The organism is Pseudomonas sp. MD330_10 (assembly GCF_042610415.1).
GTDB classification, from domain to species: Bacteria; Pseudomonadota; Gammaproteobacteria; order Pseudomonadales; family Pseudomonadaceae; genus Aquipseudomonas; species Aquipseudomonas rhodesiae.
Genome location: NZ_JBHGZU010000007.1, coordinates 243,812 through 262,699, shown reverse-complemented (window position 1 = coordinate 262,699; position 18,888 = coordinate 243,812). Strand labels below are relative to the sequence as shown.

General features: G+C 61.6%; 21 protein-coding genes. All 21 read right to left on the bottom strand.

Features of this window, described 5'->3' with window-relative positions; all coding sequences use genetic code 11:
• Window positions 1-208 precede the first annotated feature (208 nt).
• The 21 genes from ACFZPT_RS14180 to ACFZPT_RS14080 all read right to left on the bottom strand — a co-directional run bounded on the left by ACFZPT_RS14180 (window position 209) and on the right by ACFZPT_RS14080 (window position 18,835).
• On the bottom strand, window positions 209-409 hold the full coding sequence (locus ACFZPT_RS14180; protein WP_099312015.1) for a cold-shock protein: 201 nt from the start codon (window positions 407-409) through the stop codon (window positions 209-211).
• A gap of 394 nt (window positions 410-803) precedes the next feature.
• The gene (gene flhB, locus ACFZPT_RS14175) at window positions 804-1,940 is read right to left on the bottom strand and encodes a flagellar biosynthesis protein FlhB (protein ID WP_034099468.1); all 1,137 of its coding nucleotides are present in this window, start codon (window positions 1,938-1,940) and stop codon (window positions 804-806) included.
• Window positions 1,941-1,942: 2 nt separating this feature from the next.
• Window positions 1,943-2,728 carry a flagellar biosynthetic protein FliR gene (fliR, locus tag ACFZPT_RS14170; RefSeq protein ID WP_034099470.1) on the bottom strand — a complete coding sequence of 262 codons (786 nt, stop codon included), beginning with the start codon at window positions 2,726-2,728 and terminating at the stop codon, window positions 1,943-1,945.
• Window positions 2,729-2,732: 4 nt separating this feature from the next.
• The gene (gene fliQ, locus ACFZPT_RS14165) at window positions 2,733-3,002 is read right to left on the bottom strand and encodes a flagellar biosynthesis protein FliQ (protein ID WP_034099472.1); all 270 of its coding nucleotides are present in this window, start codon (window positions 3,000-3,002) and stop codon (window positions 2,733-2,735) included.
• A gap of 4 nt (window positions 3,003-3,006) precedes the next feature.
• On the bottom strand, window positions 3,007-3,750 hold the full coding sequence (gene fliP / locus ACFZPT_RS14160; protein ID WP_034099473.1) for a flagellar type III secretion system pore protein FliP: 744 nt from the start codon (window positions 3,748-3,750) through the stop codon (window positions 3,007-3,009).
• Complete coding sequence (fliO, locus tag ACFZPT_RS14155) at window positions 3,750-4,184, bottom strand: flagellar biosynthetic protein FliO (protein ID WP_034099475.1); 435 nt, start codon at window positions 4,182-4,184, stop codon at window positions 3,750-3,752. The genes fliP and fliO overlap by 1 nt, the downstream gene beginning before the upstream one ends.
• 1 nt (window position 4,185) lies before the next feature.
• Window positions 4,186-4,653, bottom strand: coding sequence for a flagellar motor switch protein FliN (fliN, locus tag ACFZPT_RS14150; RefSeq protein WP_027603860.1), 468 nt, complete (start codon window positions 4,651-4,653; stop codon window positions 4,186-4,188).
• A gap of 39 nt (window positions 4,654-4,692) precedes the next feature.
• Entirely contained in the window at window positions 4,693-5,661 is a 969-nt protein-coding gene (gene fliM, locus ACFZPT_RS14145; RefSeq protein WP_034099479.1) for a flagellar motor switch protein FliM, read from the bottom strand.
• Between the two features lie 9 nt (window positions 5,662-5,670).
• Window positions 5,671-6,174, bottom strand: a complete 504-nt coding sequence (gene fliL, locus ACFZPT_RS14140; RefSeq protein WP_034099481.1) for a flagellar basal body-associated protein FliL — start codon at window positions 6,172-6,174, stop codon at window positions 5,671-5,673.
• 331 nt (window positions 6,175-6,505) lie between these two features.
• Window positions 6,506-7,825, bottom strand: a complete 1,320-nt coding sequence (locus tag ACFZPT_RS14135) for a flagellar hook-length control protein FliK (RefSeq protein ID WP_099312013.1) — start codon at window positions 7,823-7,825, stop codon at window positions 6,506-6,508.
• Between the two features lie 100 nt (window positions 7,826-7,925).
• Complete coding sequence (locus ACFZPT_RS14130; protein WP_034114730.1) at window positions 7,926-8,270, bottom strand: Hpt domain-containing protein; 345 nt, start codon at window positions 8,268-8,270, stop codon at window positions 7,926-7,928.
• Window positions 8,271-8,300: 30 nt separating this feature from the next.
• Window positions 8,301-10,019 carry a fused response regulator/phosphatase gene (locus ACFZPT_RS14125; protein WP_099312011.1) on the bottom strand — a complete coding sequence of 573 codons (1,719 nt, stop codon included), beginning with the start codon at window positions 10,017-10,019 and terminating at the stop codon, window positions 8,301-8,303.
• Window positions 10,016-10,321 (bottom strand): STAS domain-containing protein, encoded by a 306-nt coding sequence (locus ACFZPT_RS14120; RefSeq protein ID WP_034099489.1) that lies wholly within the window; start codon window positions 10,319-10,321, stop codon window positions 10,016-10,018. The genes ACFZPT_RS14125 and ACFZPT_RS14120 overlap by 4 nt, the downstream gene beginning before the upstream one ends.
• 78 nt (window positions 10,322-10,399) lie before the next feature.
• Complete coding sequence (fliJ, locus tag ACFZPT_RS14115; RefSeq protein WP_034099491.1) at window positions 10,400-10,849, bottom strand: flagellar export protein FliJ; 450 nt, start codon at window positions 10,847-10,849, stop codon at window positions 10,400-10,402.
• A 3-nt stretch (window positions 10,850-10,852) separates the two neighbouring features.
• Window positions 10,853-12,211, bottom strand: coding sequence for a flagellar protein export ATPase FliI (gene fliI / locus ACFZPT_RS14110; RefSeq protein WP_034099493.1), 1,359 nt, complete (start codon window positions 12,209-12,211; stop codon window positions 10,853-10,855).
• Complete coding sequence (gene fliH / locus ACFZPT_RS14105; protein ID WP_099312009.1) at window positions 12,201-12,965, bottom strand: flagellar assembly protein FliH; 765 nt, start codon at window positions 12,963-12,965, stop codon at window positions 12,201-12,203. Before fliH ends, fliI begins: the two co-directional genes overlap by 11 nt.
• A 10-nt stretch (window positions 12,966-12,975) precedes the next feature.
• Window positions 12,976-13,995, bottom strand: coding sequence for a flagellar motor switch protein FliG (fliG, locus tag ACFZPT_RS14100; RefSeq protein WP_034099497.1), 1,020 nt, complete (start codon window positions 13,993-13,995; stop codon window positions 12,976-12,978).
• Window positions 13,988-15,766, bottom strand: a complete 1,779-nt coding sequence (gene fliF, locus ACFZPT_RS14095) for a flagellar basal-body MS-ring/collar protein FliF (protein ID WP_034099499.1) — start codon at window positions 15,764-15,766, stop codon at window positions 13,988-13,990. Before fliF ends, fliG begins: the two co-directional genes overlap by 8 nt.
• 16 nt (window positions 15,767-15,782) lie before the next feature.
• A complete protein-coding gene (gene fliE / locus ACFZPT_RS14090) occupies window positions 15,783-16,112 on the bottom strand; it encodes a flagellar hook-basal body complex protein FliE (protein ID WP_034099500.1) in 330 nt (109 codons plus the stop codon).
• Window positions 16,113-16,240: 128 nt separating this feature from the next.
• A complete protein-coding gene (locus tag ACFZPT_RS14085) occupies window positions 16,241-17,617 on the bottom strand; it encodes a sigma-54 dependent transcriptional regulator (RefSeq protein WP_034138848.1) in 1,377 nt (458 codons plus the stop codon).
• Window positions 17,618-17,623: 6 nt separating this feature from the next.
• The gene (locus ACFZPT_RS14080) at window positions 17,624-18,835 is read right to left on the bottom strand and encodes a PAS domain-containing sensor histidine kinase (RefSeq protein ID WP_099312007.1); all 1,212 of its coding nucleotides are present in this window, start codon (window positions 18,833-18,835) and stop codon (window positions 17,624-17,626) included.
• Between the last annotated feature and the right edge of the window lie 53 nt (window positions 18,836-18,888).

Here is an 18,888-nt window from a genome sequence, read left to right as displayed (position 1 = left end):
GGCCTAACGGCCAACTGAGCTTATCGAGGTGAAATCGGGGCCCCTCCCACATTTGGGTCGGCGGACATCAGCCGTTGCTGAGGAAATTTTCGACCGTGATTTGGGGCTGCCCACAGGAAACTCGATTTCCAGTCTCCGTACACCGCTTCACACGCAGCGGTCGCGGCCCGGTTGATCAAGCATCGCCCTGCGAGAACGATCAAAACGATCAAAGGACGCGGACGTTCTCAGCCTGGGCACCTTTGGGCCCCTGGGTAACCTCGAACTCTACTTTTTGCCCCTCTTCAAGCGTTTTGAATCCGTCGCCCTTAATGGCGGAGTAGTGAACAAATAGATCCAACCCACCCTCCTGCGTGATAAACCCAAAGCCCTTCTCCGCGTTGAACCACTTAACCGTGCCCGTCGCCATTGCCGTTCTCCATACACTTCAATAAAACACTCAGATCAACTTGATCTCGCACGCGTAAACACCATCCGGGCGATGGATCTTCTGGAACACCACTCTCTGTCCTTGCGAAAGCAAGCGACCTCCCGAGCTGAGTAAATCGACCGCCACCACCTCGCCCCTCCCCTCCGGCGCAATCAAACCCTTACCGGTCCGCGGGTCATACGTTTGAACCTTGCCTGTAAACACCTGCATTAACCCACTCCCTGCATCTTGAGGTGCAGTCACTCAGGCTATGGAACCGCGAGAACGCGACACTGACTACTGTCAAAGTTGACAGGTAGACGAGATCGCGCGACGAGTGGTAGCAGGCGTGGAAGGCAGTAGATGGCAAGCCTGCTCAGCACAGGCGTGGCGATCAGGAGTCGCGGCGCAGGTCCGGCGGGATGGGCAGGTCTTTGAGCGGATCGGGCCGCTTGCCTTTGCCGGCGCGGTACTGGCGAATCTGATAGACATAGGCCAACACCTGGGCCACGGCCAGGTACAACCCGGCAGGGATTTCCTGATCGAGGTCGGTGGAGTAAAAGATCGAGCGCGCCAACGCCGGCGATTCCAGCAGCAGAATGTCGTTGGCCACGGCAATTTCGCGGATTTTCAACGCGGTGAAATCGCTGCCCTTGGCCAGCAGCATTGGCGCTCCGCCCTTCTCCGGGTCGTATTTCAGGGCCACGGCGTAGTGGGTCGGGTTGGTGATAACCACGTCGGCATCCGGCACCGAGGCCATCATCTTGCGCTGGGACATCTCGCGCTGCAGTTGGCGGATGCGCTGTTTGACCTCGGGCCGACCTTCCTGATCCTTGTGCTCGTCACGCACTTCCTGCTTGGTCATCAGCAGCTTCTTGTGGCTTTCCCACAGCTGGATCGGCGCATCCACCGCCGCGATCAGGATTAGCCCAGCCGCCATCCACAGCGCACTCCAGCCCACCACCTGCACGCTGTGGATAATCGCCGACTCCAGGGGCTCATGGGCGATGCGCAGCAAGTCATCGATATCGGACGACAACACCGAAATGGCCACGAACAGAATCAGGATGAACTTGGCCAGGGCCTTGAGCAGCTCGACCAGCGCCTTGGCCGAAAACATGCGTTTGAGCCCCGCGGCCGGGTTCATGCGGCTGAACTTGGGCGCCATGCTGCTGGCGGCGAATAACCAACCGCCGAGGGACACGGGGCCGATCAGCGCAGCCAGCAGTAAGGTAATCAGGATCGGCTGCACGGCCAGGATCGCGATCTGGCCAGAATGCAGTAAGTACTGGCCCATGGCGCCGGGGCTAAGCAGCACTTCGCGGGGCAAGCTGAAGTTGTGCTTCATCAGCTCCATCAGATCCAGCGCCAGACCGCCGCCGTAGATCAACAGGGCCCCGGAACCGGCCATCATGGTCGCAACGGTATTGAGCTCTTTGGAGCGGGCGATCTCGCCCTTCTCCCTGGAGTCCTTTTTGCGTTTCTCCGTGGGGTCTTCTGTTTTGTCCTGACCACTCTCGCTCTCGGCCATGGTCAGCGCGCCCGTGCCAGGTCACGTAAAAACTGCAAGGCGTCGGTCGCCAGCGGTTGATACTGATTGAGAATGTCGGCCAGGCCGACCCAGAAAATCGCCATGCCCAACACCAGGGTCAATGGGAAACCGATGGAAAAAATGTTCAGTTGCGGCGCCGCGCGGGTCATCACGCCAAACGCAATGTTGACCACCAGCAGGGCCGTGATTGCCGGCAACACCAGCAACAGCGCCGCCCCCATCACCCAGCCGAGGCGCCCGACGATTTCCCAGAAATGGTTAACCACCAGCCCCGAGCCCACCGGCAAGGTGGTAAAGCTCTCGGTCATCACCTCGAACGCCACCAAGTGGCCGTTCATGGCCAGGAACAGCAAGGTCACCAGCATGGTCAGGAACTGCCCGATCACCGCCGCCGACACGCCGTTGGTGGGGTCGACCATGGAGGCGAAGCCCATGCCCATCTGCACCGAGATGATTTGCCCGGCAATCACGAAAGCCTGAAAGAACAACGTCAGGGAAAAGCCCATCAAGGCGCCGATCAGGATCTGTTCGGCGATCAGCAGCAGCGCACTCAGGTCCAGCGCATTCACCGGCGGCATCGGCGGCAGCCCAGGCACGATCACCACGGTGATCGCCACGGCGAAATACAAGCGCACGCGCCGCGGTACCAGGGTTGTGCCGAACACCGGCATGGCCATCAACATCGCCGTCACGCGAAACAGCGGCAGGATGAAGGACGCCACCCAGGTACTGATCTGGGTGTCGGTCAAGGCCAGCAAGGATTGCATCGGGTCAGCCGATCAACTGCGGAATACTGCCGTACAACTGCAGGATGTATTCCATGAAAGACTGCACCAGCCAAGGCCCGGCGACGATCAGGGTAACCAGCATCACCAACAGGCGCGGCAGGAAGCTCAAGGTTTGTTCGTTGATCTGGGTTGCGGCCTGAAACATCGCCACCAGCAAGCCCACCAACAGGCTGGGCACCACCAGCACGGCGACCATCACAGTGGTCAGCCACAGCGCTTCACGGAACAGGTCGACGGCGACTTCTGGCGTCATAGCGCTATACCCCTCCGAAACTGCCGGCCAAGGTGCCGATAATCAGCGCCCAGCCATCCACCAGCACAAACAGCATGATCTTGAACGGCAACGAGATGATCAACGGCGACAGCATCATCATACCCATGGCCATCAGCACGCTCGCCACCACCAGGTCGATGATCAGGAACGGAATAAAGATCATGAAGCCGATCTGGAACGCAGTCTTCAATTCGGAGGTGACAAATGCCGGCACCAGAATGGTCAACGGCGCCTGGTCGGGGCTGGCGATGTCGGTGCGCTTGGACAGGCGCATGAACAGCTCAAGGTCGCTGGCGCGGGTTTGCGACAGCATAAAGTCCTTGATCGGGCCCTGAGCCTTGTCGATGGCGTCCTGGGCGGTCATTTTCTCCGCCAGATAGGGTTGCAGGGCTTGCGTATTCACCTTGTCGAATACCGGCGCCATGATGAACAGCGTCAAGAACAGCGCCATGCCGGTGAGGATCTGGTTCGACGGAGTCTGCTGCAGGCCCAACGCCTGACGCAGGATCGAAAAGACGATGATGATCCGCGTGAAACTGGTCATCAGCATGACGAACGCTGGGATAAAGCTCAGCGCGGTCATGATCAGCAGGATCTGCAGGCTCACCGAATACTCTTGCGCGCCCGCTGCGTTGGTCCCCAGCGTGATGGCCGGGATCGACAACGGGTCGGCGGCCAGCGCCAAGGGCGCGGCCAGCAACAGCATGAGCGTCAATAAAACGCGCATTACTTCTTATCCTTCTGATCCTTGCCCAGCAATTCCATCAGGCGCTGGGCGAATTCGGGCGTGGCGGACTGGGTCTGCTCCACATTTACCGGTGTCTTGAGTACGTGCAGTGGGGTGATGCGACCAGGTGTGATACCAAGCAGGATCTGTTCCTCCCCCACCTGCACCAGCACCAGCCGATCGCGCGGGCCGAGGGCGCGGGCTCCGATCATTTCGATCACCTGGCCATTGCCAGGGCCCACCCGCTGCACCCGGCGCATCAGCCAAGCCAGCACGAAGATCAAGCCCACTACCAGCAGCAGGCCAAGCACCAGCTGGGTCAACTGCCCGCCGACACTGCCGACCACCGGCGCCGCAGCGGCCTGGGCCACCGGCTCCGCCGCCCACACGGGCAGCGCCAACGCGATCAACAGCCCCACCATCAGCCGCTTCATATCAGCGCAACTTCTTGATGCGTTCGCTTGGGCTGATCACGTCTGTCAGGCGGATGCCGAACTTTTCGTTGACCACCACCACCTCGCCATGGGCGATCAGCGTGCCGTTGACCAGCACGTCCAGCGGTTCACCGGCCAGGCGGTCCAGCTCGATCACCGAGCCCTGGTTGAGCTGCAGCAGGTTGCGGATGTTGATGTCGGTGCTGCCCACTTCCATGGAAATCGACACCGGAATATCCAGAATCACATCCAGGTTCGGACCGTCGAGGGTCACCGGGTCGTTGTTCTTCGGCACGCTGCCGAACTCTTCCATCGGCAGGCGATTGCCAGCCGGCGCGGTGGCGGCGTCAGCGGCCAACAGCGCATCGATATCGTCCTGACCGACATCGCCGGTCTCTTCCAGGGCAGCTGCCCATTCGTCGGCCAGGGCCTGGTCTTCGGCGGAAGTGTTTTCGTGTTCGGTAGCCATTACATGTCCTCGGCGAAGCAAACATTCATAAATTAGGAATCAGCGACGGTTGATCGGCTCAACCACTTGCAATGCCAGGTTGCCCTTGTGGGAACCGAGCTTGACCTTGAACGACGGCACGCCATTGGCGCGCATGACCATTTGTTCCGGCAAATCCACCGGGATGATGTCCCCCGGCTGCATGTGCAGGATGTCGCGCAGGCGCAACTGACGGCGGGCCACGGTGGCGCTCAGCGGCACGTCGACGTCCAGCAAGTCTTCGCGCAGGGCTTTGACCCAACGCTCGTCCTGGTCGTCCAGGTCGGACTGGAAGCCGGCGTCGAGCATCTCGCGCACCGGTTCGATCATCGAGTACGGCATCGTCACGTGCAGGTCACCGCCACCGCCGTCGAGTTCGATATGGAAGGTGGACACCACGATGGCTTCGCTGGGACCGACGATGTTGGCCATGGCCGGGTTCACTTCCGAGTTGATGTACTCGAAATTGACTTCCATGATCGCCTGCCAGGCTTCCTTCAAGTCGATGAACGCCTGCTCCAACACCATGCGCACCACGCGCAACTCGGTGGGGGTGAATTCACGGCCTTCGATCTTGGCGTGGCGGCCGTCGCCGCCGAAGAAATTGTCCACCAGCTTGAACACCAATTTGGCGTCGAGAATGAACAGCGCGGTGCCGCGCAAGGGCTTGATCTTGACCAGGTTGAGGCTGGTGGGCACGTACAGCGAGTGCACGTACTCGCCGAACTTCATCACCTGCACGCCGCCCACCGCCACGTCCGCCGAGCGGCGTAGCATGTTGAACATGCTGATACGGGTGTAACGGGCGAAACGTTCGTTGATCATTTCCAGGGTCGGCATGCGTCCACGGACGATGCGATCCTGGCTGGTCAGGTCATAACTTTTGACACTGCCGGGCTCGGCAGCCATTTCGGTCTGTACCAGACCATCGTCGACGCCATGCAACAGCGCATCGATTTCATCCTGGGACAGCAGGTCCTGCACGGCCATGTCGTGATCCTACTGCAATACGAAGTTAGTGAAGAGCGCCTGTTCGACCACCGTTTTGCCCAGCTCTTTCTGGGCTACTTCCTGCACGCTGGCAGTGACCTTCTGGCGCAGCATTTCCTGGCCGACCGGCGTGGCCAGGGTGTCGAAACTCTGGCTGGAGAACAGCATCACCAGGTTGTTGCGGATCACCGGCATATGCACCTTGAGTGCCTCCAGGTCCGACTGGTTGCGCGCCAGCAAGGTGATGCTCACCTGCAGGTAGCGCTGACGACCGTTCTGGTTGAAGTTGGCGACAAAGGCCGGAAGCATCGGCTCGAAGATTGCCGGTTGCTTGACGTTGGTGGCGGTCTCGGCGGCGGGTGCCGGTTTGCTTGCACTGCTGTGCATGATGTACCAGGTGCCACCCACCGAGGCACCGATGGCCAGGAGCAGGCCCACGACTATCAACAGAATAAGCTTGAGCTTACCTTTGCCTGCGGGTGCTTTTGCTGCTGCGTCGTCGCTCTTCGCCATGCCAATAATCCGTCACTATTCGGGGATTCATAGATCTACGGGAAGGCAAGAGCAAGTGTTATGCCAGAGTTGTCTGGCTGAACACAGACAAAGGAACACCATAAAGTGTGGGGGTGGCCTTGCCCCCGGATAGCGGCGTATCAGTCAACTTATCTATGAACTGACACACCCTCATCGGGGGCAAGCCCCCTCCCACTCGAATCGCATTCCAGCTTGAGTGGCAATTGACGAAACGAGATCAAAATGTGGGAGGGGGCTTGCCCCCGATGAGGGTGTGCCAGCTTATACATCAGCGGGCTGATACACCGTTATCGAGGCAAGCCCCCTCCCATCAAGCGTAGTAATCCACCGCGCTGGAGCCGATTACTGTCGATGTCACCGGCGCCACTGCTTCAGCCACGTCAACGTGACCACCGCTGTCGCCGACGTCACCGCGTCCACCGCTACTGCTCACACTGCGGGTCTGCGCCTGTTGCTGTTGCTGCTCCTGGCCACGGGACTGGTCGGAGACGTTGACGTCCACTTGCCCCATGCCCTGTTGGGCAAACATTTCACGCAAACGCCCGGACTGGTTTTCCAACGCTTCACGCACCACCGGGTGGGCGCTCATAAAATTGACCTGGGCCTGCTGGTCGGCGGTCATGTTGACCTTGATATCCAGGCGTCCAAGTTCGGCCGGCTGCAACTGGATCTCCGCCGATTTGAGGTTGGCGCTGGAGAGGTACATGACGCGGTTGACGATCTCGTCGGTCCAGCCGCTCTGGTGCATGGCCAGCGGCGCGTTCGCGACAGGCGGCAAGGCGTTGGCGGTCTTCGGCGTGGCGGCCTGGGTCAGCGCGGCGAGGCGGTTGGCGAAATCGTCGACCCGAGTGTCGCTGCTGGCGCTCTTGAGGTCTTTGAGACCATCGTCAATCAAACCGCTGAAAGCCTTGTCGCCGCCTTGGTCGGTACTGTCCTTGGTGGCTTGCTGATCGACCATGCTGGCCATGCCTGCGGCGAAGTTCTGTGCGGCGGTCGGTTGTTCCTGGGTCGGTGCCGAGGCGGTTTTCGCCGAAGCCTGGCTGCTGGCCGACACATGACCGCCCTGCTCCATGGCCAGGCGTACGGCGGGCATTGCATCTAGAGGGTCGGCCTCGGGGTCGAAGGCGGGCTTGGCGTCATCGCTGGCCACGAGTGGCGCGGCGACCGGCAATTGAGTATTGGCATCGACAGAGTCAACGACAGGAGCCGGGGCTTCCACAGGCACCGCGACCGGCACGACAGCGGCGATCAACGCGGGATCCACCGCAGGCTGCTGCGCCAGGCTCGGGTCGGCGGCGGCGGCGTCCTGATCGGCATCGTCATCGGCTTTGGCCGGTGGATTATTGGCAGGCAAAGTATTGCCGCTATCGGCAACCGCCGGTGTGTTGGCGGCAGGCTTGTCCCCCCCAGTGGACGGCTTGGCGCTGGCATCGGCGGGCTTGTCGCGAGAGGGTTTGACGCTGTTGTCATCGCCCTTGAGGCTGGGCTTGGAACCCTGGCTGGCGAACACTTGAGCGAAGCCAGGGCCCTTGTCCCGTGGGTCCGCCGCCACCGCCGGCGGGTTGGCGGCGGGCGCTTGAGACTTGGCTGCGGGGGCAGCCTGAAGAAGCGAATTCGGGGCGACTGGCATGATAAAGGTCTCCACTGCATGGGGATCGAGGATGCAGTATCGAGAGCTACAGCAAGAGTCGGGCCAAGTGTGGTTGTGTCTGCTGACAGCGGATTTGGCGCTACACCTGATACCGCTGGCGCTCCGACTCATACAGCGGCTTGACCAACGCAAACTCATGATCGATCTGATCCACCAGCGCCTCTAGATTTGCTGTCGGCTCGCCGGATTCCAGCTCCAGCCGCTGGCACAACTGCGCCAGGCGCACAGCCCCCAGGTTACCGCTGCTGCCCTTGAAGCTATGGGCGATCCTGCCCAATGCTTTAGCGTCATCCCGCGCGGTGCGCAGCGCTTCGATGCGTTTTTGCGAATCGTCAAGAAAGGTTTCGAGCAGTTTGGGGTACTCACCTTCCATGACTTCCTGCAAACCCGACAACACGTCAGGGTCCAGATGAACATCGACCACTTGCTCGCTCCTTGATCAAGAATCGGCGGATTATGCCAGAGCCTCCCAGGAAAACTCCACGCAGACACAGCGCCCGCCATCGGACCAGCGTATATCGCGGCTGAGCTGGCGTACCAGGCTCAAGCCGCGCCCAGACAGACGGTCGGTATCCGCCGGCCGCGCCAGCACTTTTTCCACGTCAAACCCGGGGCCGCTGTCTTCGATCCGCAAGGTCATCGTCCCGCCCGCTCCATTGGGCGCCACTTGCACTTGCACTCGCACGTAACCACTGTCCAGTTGGGCCAGACGCTCGTTGCGCTGGCGATAATAGTCCGCGAAGCCCTGGGCATCGCGTTTGAGCAAAGAATCCAGTCCGAGTACGCCGTGCTCCAGCGCGTTGGAGTACAGCTCGGCCATCACACTGTAGAGCGCGCCGCTCTGTGCACGCAGGCCGTGGATCTCCAACAGCAGTTGCAGCAGGTAGGGCAACGGGTTGTAGTGCTTGAGGGTTTCGGCGCGAAATTCGAAATTCACTGACCAATCCCGTGGGCACGACTGGCCGCTGTCGGCGTATAACGGCCCGGTGGCGCGCGTCGCCAGACCTGACCTCAAGGTGATCTCCACCATGCTCACGTCATCGCGGGCTTCACCGCGAAACGCGACCAGCGCCTGTTCGATGTCGTCGAACAGACGATCGGGCTCGCGGTTGGCGTCGAATACTTGTTGCAGGCGTTCGACCCCGAACAATCGATCATTGGCGTCGGCGGTTTCCAATACCCCATCGGACAGCAGAAACACCCGGTCGCCCAGGGCCATGGGCCAGACTTCAGTGCGGTCGTCGAACAGTTCCGCCGACAACACTCCCAACGGCAGGTGTCGCGACACCAGCGGTGTACGCTTACCCGTGGCTACCTCATGCACATAGCCCTCGGGCATGCCGCCGTTCCATACCTCGACCACGCGCCGATCGGTACTCAGGCACAGCAGGGTCGCGCAGCAGAACATGTCCACCGGCAGAATACGTTTAAGCTTGGCGTTCATCTCGCGCAGAGTCTGCGCCAGGCCATAGCCCTTGGCGGTCATGCCATAGAACACTTCCGCCAGGGGCATGGCCCCCACTGCTGCCGGCAAACCGTGGCCGGTAAAATCGCCGAGCATTACGTGCATATCGCCGGAGGGCGTGTAGGCCGCCAGCAGCAAGTCCCCGTTGAACAACGCATAGGGCGATTGCAGGTAGCGGATATTTGGCGCGGCATTGATACAGCCCGAATGCGCGACCTTGTCGAATACCGCCTTGGCCACCCGCTGTTCGTGCAGCAAGTAATCATTGTGCTTGGCGATCAGGTCGCGCTGCTGCAAGACCGTGGCTTGCAGGCGGCGCAGGCGGTCCATGGCGTTGATCTTCGCGGCCAGGAGCAAGGGGTTGTAGGGCTTGGCCAGGAAGTCATCGCCGCCGGCGTCCAGGCACTCGGCTAGGTCGGCGCTGTCGGTCAGGGAGGTAAGGAAGATGATCGGCACCAAAGCTTCGCCGGACAACTGCTTGATCCAGCGCGCGGCTTCGAAGCCGTCCATCACCGGCATCAGCGCATCCATCAGCACCAGTTGCGGACGCGTGCGCGTGAATACCTCGACCGCTTCGCGCCCATTGGCGGCGGTGAGTACTTGATGCCCCTGTCGTCGCACAATGGTCGACAGCAGCAACAAGTCAGTAGCGCTGTCATCGGCGATCAGGATCGTTAGCGCCTCATGGGCGGGGGCCAGGGCGCTCAATTGATGTCGAACAGTTTGTCGAAGTTGGAGATGGCGAGGATCTTGCGCACATCGGAGTTGCTGTTGATCACCCTGACCTCAGACTCGTCCCCCCCCGCGTGGTCTCGCAGCAACAGCAGCATGCCCAGGGCGGAACTGTCCAAATAGGTGGTTTCTTTGAGGTCGACGATATAGGTATCTGGATCCTTGTAGAACCGCTCGTAAGCGTCACGAAAGAGCTGGTGACTGCTGAAATCGAAGCGGCCTTTGATAACGATGGTCAACTTCTTCCCGTCCGGGGATACAACTGACTCGACTGACATATGACTGCTTCCTTGTCGTAGGTGACGTACACACAAGGTTTAGCAGTTGAACCGAGTGCGGGCAACACAGTCCGTCATTTAGAACTGTTCCGGACGCGGCAGGCGTTGGGACAGTTCATCCAGCAACTTCTGCTCGCGCTTGTCTTCAATCGCCCGCGCTTCATCGATATAGCGCTGCACCAGTTTGCGCAAGCCTTCGACGCGTGCGAATGCCTGCTGCCAGCTCTCACGGGCCTTGTCGAGATTGTTCTGGTGCCAGGCCAGGCTTTGACGCTGCTGGCCGACGGCGGTTTCCAACTGGTTGAGAAAGCCCTGATAGCCCATCAGCCATTGGCCCGATACGCCTTTGGCGCCGCGCTCGATCCACTGCTGCTGGTACTCGCCGCGAAAACGCTCCAGGTCGCCCAGCTTGCTTTCGGCCAAGCGCACTTGGCCCTGGAAATACCCCAGGCGCTGCACCGCGGTTTTTTCGGCCTTTTCGGCCATGTCCACCACCGGGGCCAAGCGTGACGCGCGACTGCTGGCCATGGCTTAGCCGCCTGGCGCCGGGGCGAAGATCGACTGCAAGTGCGCTTCGCTTTCGCCCATGCTGATCTTGTCGTTGAGGCCCTGGCGCAGGTACGTCACCAACTGCGGTTGCAGGGCGATGGCCAGGTCGGTATCGCGATCGCCGCCGGCCACATAAGCGCCGACGCTGATCAGGTCGCGACTCTGCTGATAACGCGACCACAGCTGCTTGAACTGCTGCGCACGGGTCATGTGCTCGGGCGTGACCACCGCCGGCATCACCCGGCTGATGGATGCTTCGATGTCGATGGCCGGGTAGTGCCCCTCCTCCGCCAGGCGCCGCGACAACACGATATGGCCGTCGAGTACGCCCCGGGCCGAGTCGGCGATGGGATCCTGCTGGTCATCGCCCTCGGACAGCACCGTGTAGAACGCGGTGATCGAGCCCCCACCGGCCTCGGCGTTACCGGCGCGCTCCACCAGCTTAGGCAGCTTGGCGAACACCGACGGCGGGTAACCCTTGGTGGCCGGCGGCTCACCGATGGCCAGGGCGATTTCCCGCTGGGCCTGGGCGAAACGGGTGAGCGAGTCCATCAGCAACAGGACGTTCTTGCCCTTGTCGCGAAAGTATTCGGCGATGCGCGTGCAATACATGGCGGCGCGCAGTCGCATCAGCGGCGCATCGTCGGCAGGGGATGCAACCACCACCGAGCGTTTGAGACCTTCCTCGCCGAGGCTGTGCTCGATGAACTCCTTCACCTCCCGGCCCCGCTCGCCGATCAGCCCAACCACGATGATGTCGGCCTCGGTAAAGCGCGTCATCATGCCCAGCAACACCGACTTACCCACGCCGGTGCCGGCGAACAGGCCCAGACGCTGGCCGCGACCGACCGTCAATAAACCGTTGATGCTGCGAATCCCCACGTCCAGCGGCACGCTGATGGGGTTACGGTTGAGCGGGTTGATGGTGGGGCCGTCCATCGGCACCCAATCTTCGGCCTTCATACCGCCCTTGCCGTCCAACGCGCGACCGGCGCCGTCGAGCACGCGACCGAGCATGCTCATGCCCATGGGCAGGCGGCCGGTATCGGCCAGGGGCACCACGCGGGCACCGGGGGCGATGCCCGCCAGGCTGCCCACGGGCATCAGGAAAATCTTGCTGCCGGAAAACCCCATGACCTCGGCTTCAACCTGCACCGGGTGATAACTGTCGTCGTTGATCACCATGCAGCGGCTGCCCATGGCGGCGCGCAAACCTTCGGCTTCGAGGGTCAGGCCAACCATGCGCAACAGCCGCCCTTCCAGAATCGGCTGGCCGGGCAATTCGGTGGCTTCGGTGTAAGCGCTCAAGCGCTTGGTGAAGCTGGTGCGATCAAGGCGCATCGGGGGCGTCCAAGTCGATGCTCAGGTCCGGTTCGGCCGGGTTCAGCACCTGCTCGTGCTGTTGATCGAGCAACTTGGCCATGATCTGGCTGATGCGGGTTTCCACCGTGGCATCGATGCGGCTGTGCTCGGTCTCGACGCGGCAACCGCCGGGCTGCAACGCGGCGTCTTCGACGATGCGCCAGGTTTCTTCATGGCGCTCGCGCAGGGCTTTGACCTGTTCGAAATCCTGCGGGTTAATGTATAGCCGCACATTGCCGACGCCCAGGGGCAGCAGCTTGAGGGCTCCGCGCATGACGCTTTCGATCTGGCTGGAGTCCAGCGCCAACTCACGCTGAATCACCTGACGCGTCATGTGCTCCACCAGGCGCACCATGGCTTTTTCGATCTGGGTGTCCTGTTCGGCGATAGGCTCGAACAAGCTGCCCATCAAGCGCTCCAGGCTGGCCAGTTTCACAGCCAGCGCGGCCTCGGCTTCCTGGCGCACCTTGAGGGTGGTGCTACGAAAACCGTCTTTTTCACCAGCGGCAAAGCCCTCGTTGTAGGCTTCCTGGCGGATGCTTTCCAACTCTTCCAGGGTCAGCGGCTGGACTTCTTCCAGCGGCACTTCTTCCATTTCCACCGGTAGTTCTTCCACCGGTTCGGGTTCGGGTTCAGGCACATGCGGGTCGAAGCTGGGCAACGACCAGATGTCGAACCCGCCGACATCCCGTGCGCGAATCAGATCGCTGGGTGCCTCATCTTTGCTCGACATGGACAACGCCTTAGATCATTTCTTCGCCGCCCTTCCCACCGAGAACGATTTCTCCGGCTTCGGCCATACGGCGGGCAATGGTGAGGATTTCTTTCTGCGCGGTTTCCACGTCGCTGACGCGTACCGGGCCCTTGGCTTCCAGGTCGTCGCGCAACAGTTCGGACGCACGCTTGGACATGTTCTTGAAGATCTTTTCCTTGACGCCGTCGTCGGAGCCTTTGAGTGCCAGTACCAACACGTCGGAGGACACTTCGCGCAGCAACGCCTGGATGCCACGGTCGTCGACATCGGAGAGGTTGTTGAACACGAACATAAGGTCTTCGATCTGGCCGGACAGGGTGTCGTCGATCTCGCGGATCGAGTCCATCAACTGGCCTTCGACCGAGCTGTCGAGGAAGTTCATGATGTCCGCCGCGCGCTTGATACCGCCCAGGGTGGTACGCGAGGCATTGGAGTTGCCCGAGAACTGCTTCTCCAGGATGGTGTTCAGTTCTTTCAGGGCCGCCGGCTGCACGGTATTGAGCGACGACACGCGCAGGATGATGTCCAGACGCACTTTATGGTCGAAGTGACCCAGCACTTCACCAGCCTGGTCGGGGTCAAGGTACGCCACCACAATCGCTTGGATCTGCGGGTGCTCGTAGCGGATCACATCGGCCACGGCGCGCGGCTCCATCCACTTGAGGCTGTCCAGGCCGCTGGTATTGCCGCCCAGCAGGATACGGTCGATCAGGCCGTTGGCCTTGTCTTCGCCCAGGGCCGAGGTGAGCATCTTGCGGATGTAGCTGTCGGAGCCGACGCCCAGGCTGGTCTGGTCGCCGACAATCTCGACGAACTCGCTCATCACCTGTTCGACTTGCTCGCGGTGCACATTGCGCATTTGCGCCATGGCCACGCCCACCCGTTGAACCTCTTTGGGCCCCATATGGCGCAGCACTTGGGCGGCGTCAGTTTCCCCCAACGACAGCAGCAGGACTGCGGCTTTGTCGACTCGGGAGAGCTTGGCAACAGCGGCTCGATTATCACTCATCTGCGTTAATCCACTCTTTCACGACCTGAGCCACACGGCCCGGGTCTTCTGCTACCAGACTCTTGATTGCGTTCAACTGCGCGTCATAGCCTTCGCTCGGGCTTGGCAACAGGATGCTTTGCGGGCCGCCGAGGCTGACGCGGTCGTTGCCCAGTTCGCCGTCCAGGCCGCCCATGCCACCCAACTCGACATCGCTGCCGCCGGCCAGGGCCAGTTGTTTCTTGCCATTGCCAGTGATGTTGTTGAGCACCGGACGCAGCACGCCGAACACCAGCACCAGGATGAACAGCACACCCAGCACTTGCTTGACGATGTCCCAGAACCACGGCTGCGAGTAGAACGCAGGCTCGGCAATCACTTCGCCACGCTCGGCGGAGAACGGCATGTTGATCACGCTCACGCTGTCGCCACGGCTGGCGTCGAAGCCGACGGCGTCCTGCACCAGGCGGGTAAAGCGCGCCAATTCGTCGGCGCTCCACGGGGCACGGGTGACCGCGCCGTCTGCGGCATTGACCTTGACCTGATCGTCGACCACTACCGACACCGACAGGCGATTGACACGGCCCTGCTGCTGCTTGGTATGGCTGATGGAACGGTCCAGCTCGAAGTTCTTGGTGGACTGGTTACGCTTGTCCGCCGGGTACGGGGCGAGCATCGGCTGGCCGGTGGCCGGGTCCATGATCTGCTGACCGTTGGCGTCCAGCAGCGGTTGCCCAGGCTGGATCGCGCCGGCGGTAGCGGCGGCGCCACCGGTGGTTTGCGGGGCCGAGGCCGGCGATGGCGGCTGGTTGCTCAGGGCTCCCGGCACACCTTGGGGGCCATTGCTGGCGGTGCGTTGTTCGCTGGTGGACTGCTCGCTGCGCAGGGCCGGCTGGTCAGGGTTGAACTGCTCAGAGGTGGACTCCACGGCGCTGAAATCCACATCGGCGGAGACTTCGGCTTTATAGCGGTCATTGCCCAACACCGGTTGCAGGATGTTGTGCACGCGCTGGGTCAGCATGCTTTCCACGCGGCGGCTGTAATCGAACTGCTTGCCGGCCTGGGTCAGCGCGGAGTTCTCAGCTTGGTCGGAGAGCAGGTTGCCCTTTTGATCCACCACGGTGATCTGGGATTTGCTCAGTTCGGGAACGCTGGTAGCCACCAGGTTGACGATGGCATTGACCTGACCGGGTTCCAGGGAACGACCGGCGAACAGCTCAACCAGCACCGAGGCGCTGGGCTTGCGCTCATCACGCACAAATACCGAGCTTTTCGGAATGGCCAGGTGCACGCGGGCACCCTTGACGTTATTGAGGCTGGAGATGGTACGCGCCAGTTCGCCTTCCAGGCCGCGACGATAACGGGTGGCTTCCATGAATTGACTGGTGCCCAGGCCCTGGTCCTTGTCGAGGATCTCAAAACCGATATTGCTGTCGGACGGCGTCACACCGGCAGCGGCCAGCTTCATGCGCGCACGGGCGACGTCATCGGCCTTGACCAGCAGAGCCCCGGAGTTGGGCTCCACGGTGTAGGCGATGTCGGCGGCGGCCAGGGTTTCCATGATCTGTTTGGAATCCAGGCCAGCCAGGCTGCCATACAATGGCCGGTAATCGGGTTGCTGCGACCACAACACCACGGCAAAACCAATCGCCACGCTGGCAGCCAGGCCGACCAACAGGCCAACCTGACGCAACATGGTCATTTCCGAAAGGTTTTCCAGGAACGACAGGCCAAACAGCGGCGGCTTGCCTTCTGTCTTGGCGGGTACGTTGTCCACGACTGCTTCTGCCATGACTTAAATCTCGCCCTTAAACCGGCATCTGCATGATGTCTTGATAGGCCTGAACCAGCTTGTTACGCACTTGGGTCAGAGCCTGAAAGGAAACGCTGGCTTTTTGCGAAGCGATCATCACGTCGGTGAGGTCCACACCGCTCTTGCCGATCTCGAACGCGCTGGCCAACTGGCTGGAGGCTTGCTGGGTGTCGCTGACTTTGTTGATGGCCTGACCAAGCATGTCGGCAAAACTGCTTTGGCCCAACTCCGGCGCTGGCGCGACGGATTTCGGTTGAGCCATGGCATCCATCTGCATGGAGCGCATATCCAACATCAACCGATTGAACTCAATACCCTGGCTCATGACCTTCTCTCTCCGACCCGCAAAAATTTGACACTACGCTGCAGTTACTAGGGGAGGTAGCAACAAGGGTGCCAGATCCGTGGCGACTCGTAAGAAAAGGCGACAAACCTTGTACGCCTTGGCTATTTTCAGGTGGCGAAAAGATACGCTTCCACATCCATGCCCGCGTCGCGCATCTGCGCCAACTTGTAGCGCAAGGTGCGCGGGCTGATGCCCAGGCGTTCGGCGGCCTCTTTGCGGCGGCCGCGCTCGGCGCGCAGGGTATCGATGATCATCTGGAATTCGCGGCGACGCAGGTCATCGCCCAAAGCGCTGGCGGTTTCCACCTCGGCGACCAACGGTGCGGGGGCCAGTGTCGGCAGCGGCGCCGCGCCACTGCCCATGGCCAGACAGAAATCCTGGGGTTGAATCAAGCCGCCCTGCTGCAAGATCAGGGCACGTTGGATCGCGTTGTCCAGTTCCCGCACGTTGCCCGGCCATGGATAGGCGATCAGGCACGCCTGCGCCTCGGCCGACAGCCGCGCCTGGGCGTGCTTCATTTTTTTGACGTGGTTGTTCAGCAGGCGCTCGGCCAAGGGCACGATATCCGCCGGACGCTCGCGCAAAGGGCGCCAGGCCAGCGGAAACACCGACAGGCGATAGAACAAGTCTTCACGGAAGCGCCCCGCCGCCACTTCGCCGGCGAGATCGCGGTTGGTGGTGGCCACCACTCGGATATCCAACTGGATCGGTTTGCGCGCGCCGACGCGCTCCACTTCGCGCTCCTGCAACACACGCAGCAACTTGGCTTGCAGGCCCAAGGGCATCTCGGAAATCTCGTCGAGCAGGATCGTGCCGCCGTCGGCCTGCTCGAACTTGCCGGCTTGCGCCGCAATAGCACCGGTGAATGAGCCCTTTTCATGACCGAACAGCGTGGCTTCCAGCATGTTGTCGGGGATCGCCGCGCAGTTGATGGCGATGAACGGCTGCTTGGCGCGGGTCGACTGCTGGTGAATGTAACGCGCCAGCACTTCCTTACCCGTACCGGACTCACCGGAAATCAGCACCGTGGAATCGCTGCGCGCCACGCGGGCCGCCAATTCCAGCAACTGGGCGCTGGCTGGCTCGATGGCAATCGGACCCTCGCCTTCGTGCGCCGAGATCACGCCAAGAGCGTGGCGCGCTACCAACTCGATCAGGGCCTTGGGCTCAAAGGGCTTGACCAGGTAATCCGCCGCGCCCTGGCGCATCGCATCCACCGCGCGTTCCACGGCACCGTGGGCAGTCATCAACAACACCGGCAGTTGCGGCTGGCGGGCGCGCAGCAGGGCCAGCAACTGGTGACCGTCCATGCCGGGCATATTGACGTCGCTGACCACCAGGCTGAACGCCTCCTGTGCCACCGCGTCCAAGGCCTCCTCGGCAGACCCGACCGCCCGGTAGTCATGGCCCGCCAACAGCAGCGTGTCAGCCAATGCTTCACGCAGGGCGCGATCGTCTTCCACCAGTAAAACCTTGATAGCCATGACTCTTTACTCCGCGCTTGCCGCGCCTGAAAACAGCGGCAAGCTCATCAATGCACAGGTGCCGCGCCCCAACCGGGAACGCAGCTGCAATTCTCCCTGATGGGCGCGCGCCACGGCCTTGACCACCGTCAGGCCCAGGCCAGTTCCGTTGGTCTTGGTGGTAAAAAAGGGTTCGCCCAGACGCCGCAGCACCTGCGGGTCGATGCCACTGCCGTTGTCGCTGATGCACAGGCGCAGCGAATCTTGACGGCGATATAGATGCACCTTGAGCCGCGCGCCGGGGCCGCTGGCCTGGGTGGCGTTTTCGATCAGGTTGAGCAGCGATCCCACCAAGGTGTCGCGATTGCACAGCAACTCGCCTTGGTGGCTGTCGCACTGCCAGCGCACCTGCGCGTCTTGAATGTGTGTGGCGGCCGCCGCCTGCAGGGTCTGCATCAGCTCGGCCGGAGTGATGCGGTCGGTCAACGGCAGTTCGCCGCGAGCGAACACCAACATGTCGCGTACCTGATGCTCCAATTCGTGCAGACGCTCTTTAAGGCGCCCGGCGAAACGCTGATGGGTCGCGGCCGGCAACTGTTCATCAGTCAAATGACTGGCGTAGATCAACGCCGCCGACAAGGGCGTACGGATTTGATGCGCCAGAGAAGCGACCATGCGCCCCAGGGACGACAAGCGCTCATGGCGCGCCAACTGGTCTTGCAAGTGGCGGGTTTCAGTCAGGTCGTTGAGCAGCACCAACTGGCCGGGCTCGGCGTCCAGGGAACGGGTGGAAATCGACAGTCGACGCCCATCCTTGAGGGAGATTTCATGACCATCATCTTCGCGCGGGGCGAAGCAGCGGGTGATGACGTGACGCCACAGCTCGCCTTCCAGCGGCAGTCCCAGCAGGTCGCAGGCGGCGGGGTTGGCTTCGCGCACGCGGCCTTGGTCGTCAATCACGATCACGCCGCCGGGCAACAGGTCGAGCAGGTTTTGCAAGCGGTTGGCCAGGCGTTCTTTCTCGGCCAGCTCCTGCATACGCTGAGCACTGACCACCGCCAGCTCGCCTTTAAGCTCCGAGACCCGGGCTTCCAGCAGACTGTAGGAGTCGCTCAGTTGGCTCGACATCTGGTTGAAATGCGAGAACGCATGTTCAAGACCCTGCCGGGCGAGCGGCTCTGCGGAGGGAACAAGCCCCTGGATGGCAGGGGCTGAGGCTAATTGGGCGGCGTGGGGCATGATGCTCTCTCGCTTGGCTGACCGTCAGTTAAACGGAACGTTGCGAGGGCTGT

Excerpts from the sequence above, each read along its gene's own strand:
- ACFZPT_RS14180 (WP_099312015.1), bottom strand. The coding sequence starts at position 409 with ATGGCGACGGGCACGGTTAAGTGGTTCAACGCGGAGAAGGGCTTTGGG.
- flhB (WP_034099468.1), bottom strand. The coding sequence starts at position 1,940 with ATGGCCGAGAGCGAGAGTGGTCAGGACAAAACAGAAGACCCCACGGAG.
- fliR (WP_034099470.1), bottom strand. The coding sequence starts at position 2,728 with ATGCAATCCTTGCTGGCCTTGACCGACACCCAGATCAGTACCTGGGTG.
- fliQ (WP_034099472.1), bottom strand. The coding sequence starts at position 3,002 with ATGACGCCAGAAGTCGCCGTCGACCTGTTCCGTGAAGCGCTGTGGCTG.
- fliP (WP_034099473.1), bottom strand. The coding sequence starts at position 3,750 with ATGCGCGTTTTATTGACGCTCATGCTGTTGCTGGCCGCGCCCTTGGCG.
- fliO (WP_034099475.1), bottom strand. The coding sequence starts at position 4,184 with ATGAAGCGGCTGATGGTGGGGCTGTTGATCGCGTTGGCGCTGCCCGTG.
- fliN (WP_027603860.1), bottom strand. The coding sequence starts at position 4,653 with ATGGCTACCGAACACGAAAACACTTCCGCCGAAGACCAGGCCCTGGCC.
- fliM (WP_034099479.1), bottom strand. The coding sequence starts at position 5,661 with ATGGCCGTGCAGGACCTGCTGTCCCAGGATGAAATCGATGCGCTGTTG.
- fliL (WP_034099481.1), bottom strand. The coding sequence starts at position 6,174 with ATGGCGAAGAGCGACGACGCAGCAGCAAAAGCACCCGCAGGCAAAGGT.
- ACFZPT_RS14135 (WP_099312013.1), bottom strand. The coding sequence starts at position 7,825 with ATGCCAGTCGCCCCGAATTCGCTTCTTCAGGCTGCCCCCGCAGCCAAG.
- ACFZPT_RS14120 (WP_034099489.1), bottom strand. The coding sequence starts at position 10,321 with ATGTCAGTCGAGTCAGTTGTATCCCCGGACGGGAAGAAGTTGACCATC.
- fliJ (WP_034099491.1), bottom strand. The coding sequence starts at position 10,849 with ATGGCCAGCAGTCGCGCGTCACGCTTGGCCCCGGTGGTGGACATGGCC.
- fliI (WP_034099493.1), bottom strand. The coding sequence starts at position 12,211 with ATGCGCCTTGATCGCACCAGCTTCACCAAGCGCTTGAGCGCTTACACC.
- fliH (WP_099312009.1), bottom strand. The coding sequence starts at position 12,965 with ATGTCGAGCAAAGATGAGGCACCCAGCGATCTGATTCGCGCACGGGAT.
- fliG (WP_034099497.1), bottom strand. The coding sequence starts at position 13,995 with ATGAGTGATAATCGAGCCGCTGTTGCCAAGCTCTCCCGAGTCGACAAA.
- fliF (WP_034099499.1), bottom strand. The coding sequence starts at position 15,766 with ATGGCAGAAGCAGTCGTGGACAACGTACCCGCCAAGACAGAAGGCAAG.
- fliE (WP_034099500.1), bottom strand. The coding sequence starts at position 16,112 with ATGAGCCAGGGTATTGAGTTCAATCGGTTGATGTTGGATATGCGCTCC.
- ACFZPT_RS14085 (WP_034138848.1), bottom strand. The coding sequence starts at position 17,617 with ATGGCTATCAAGGTTTTACTGGTGGAAGACGATCGCGCCCTGCGTGAA.
- ACFZPT_RS14080 (WP_099312007.1), bottom strand. The coding sequence starts at position 18,835 with ATGCCCCACGCCGCCCAATTAGCCTCAGCCCCTGCCATCCAGGGGCTT.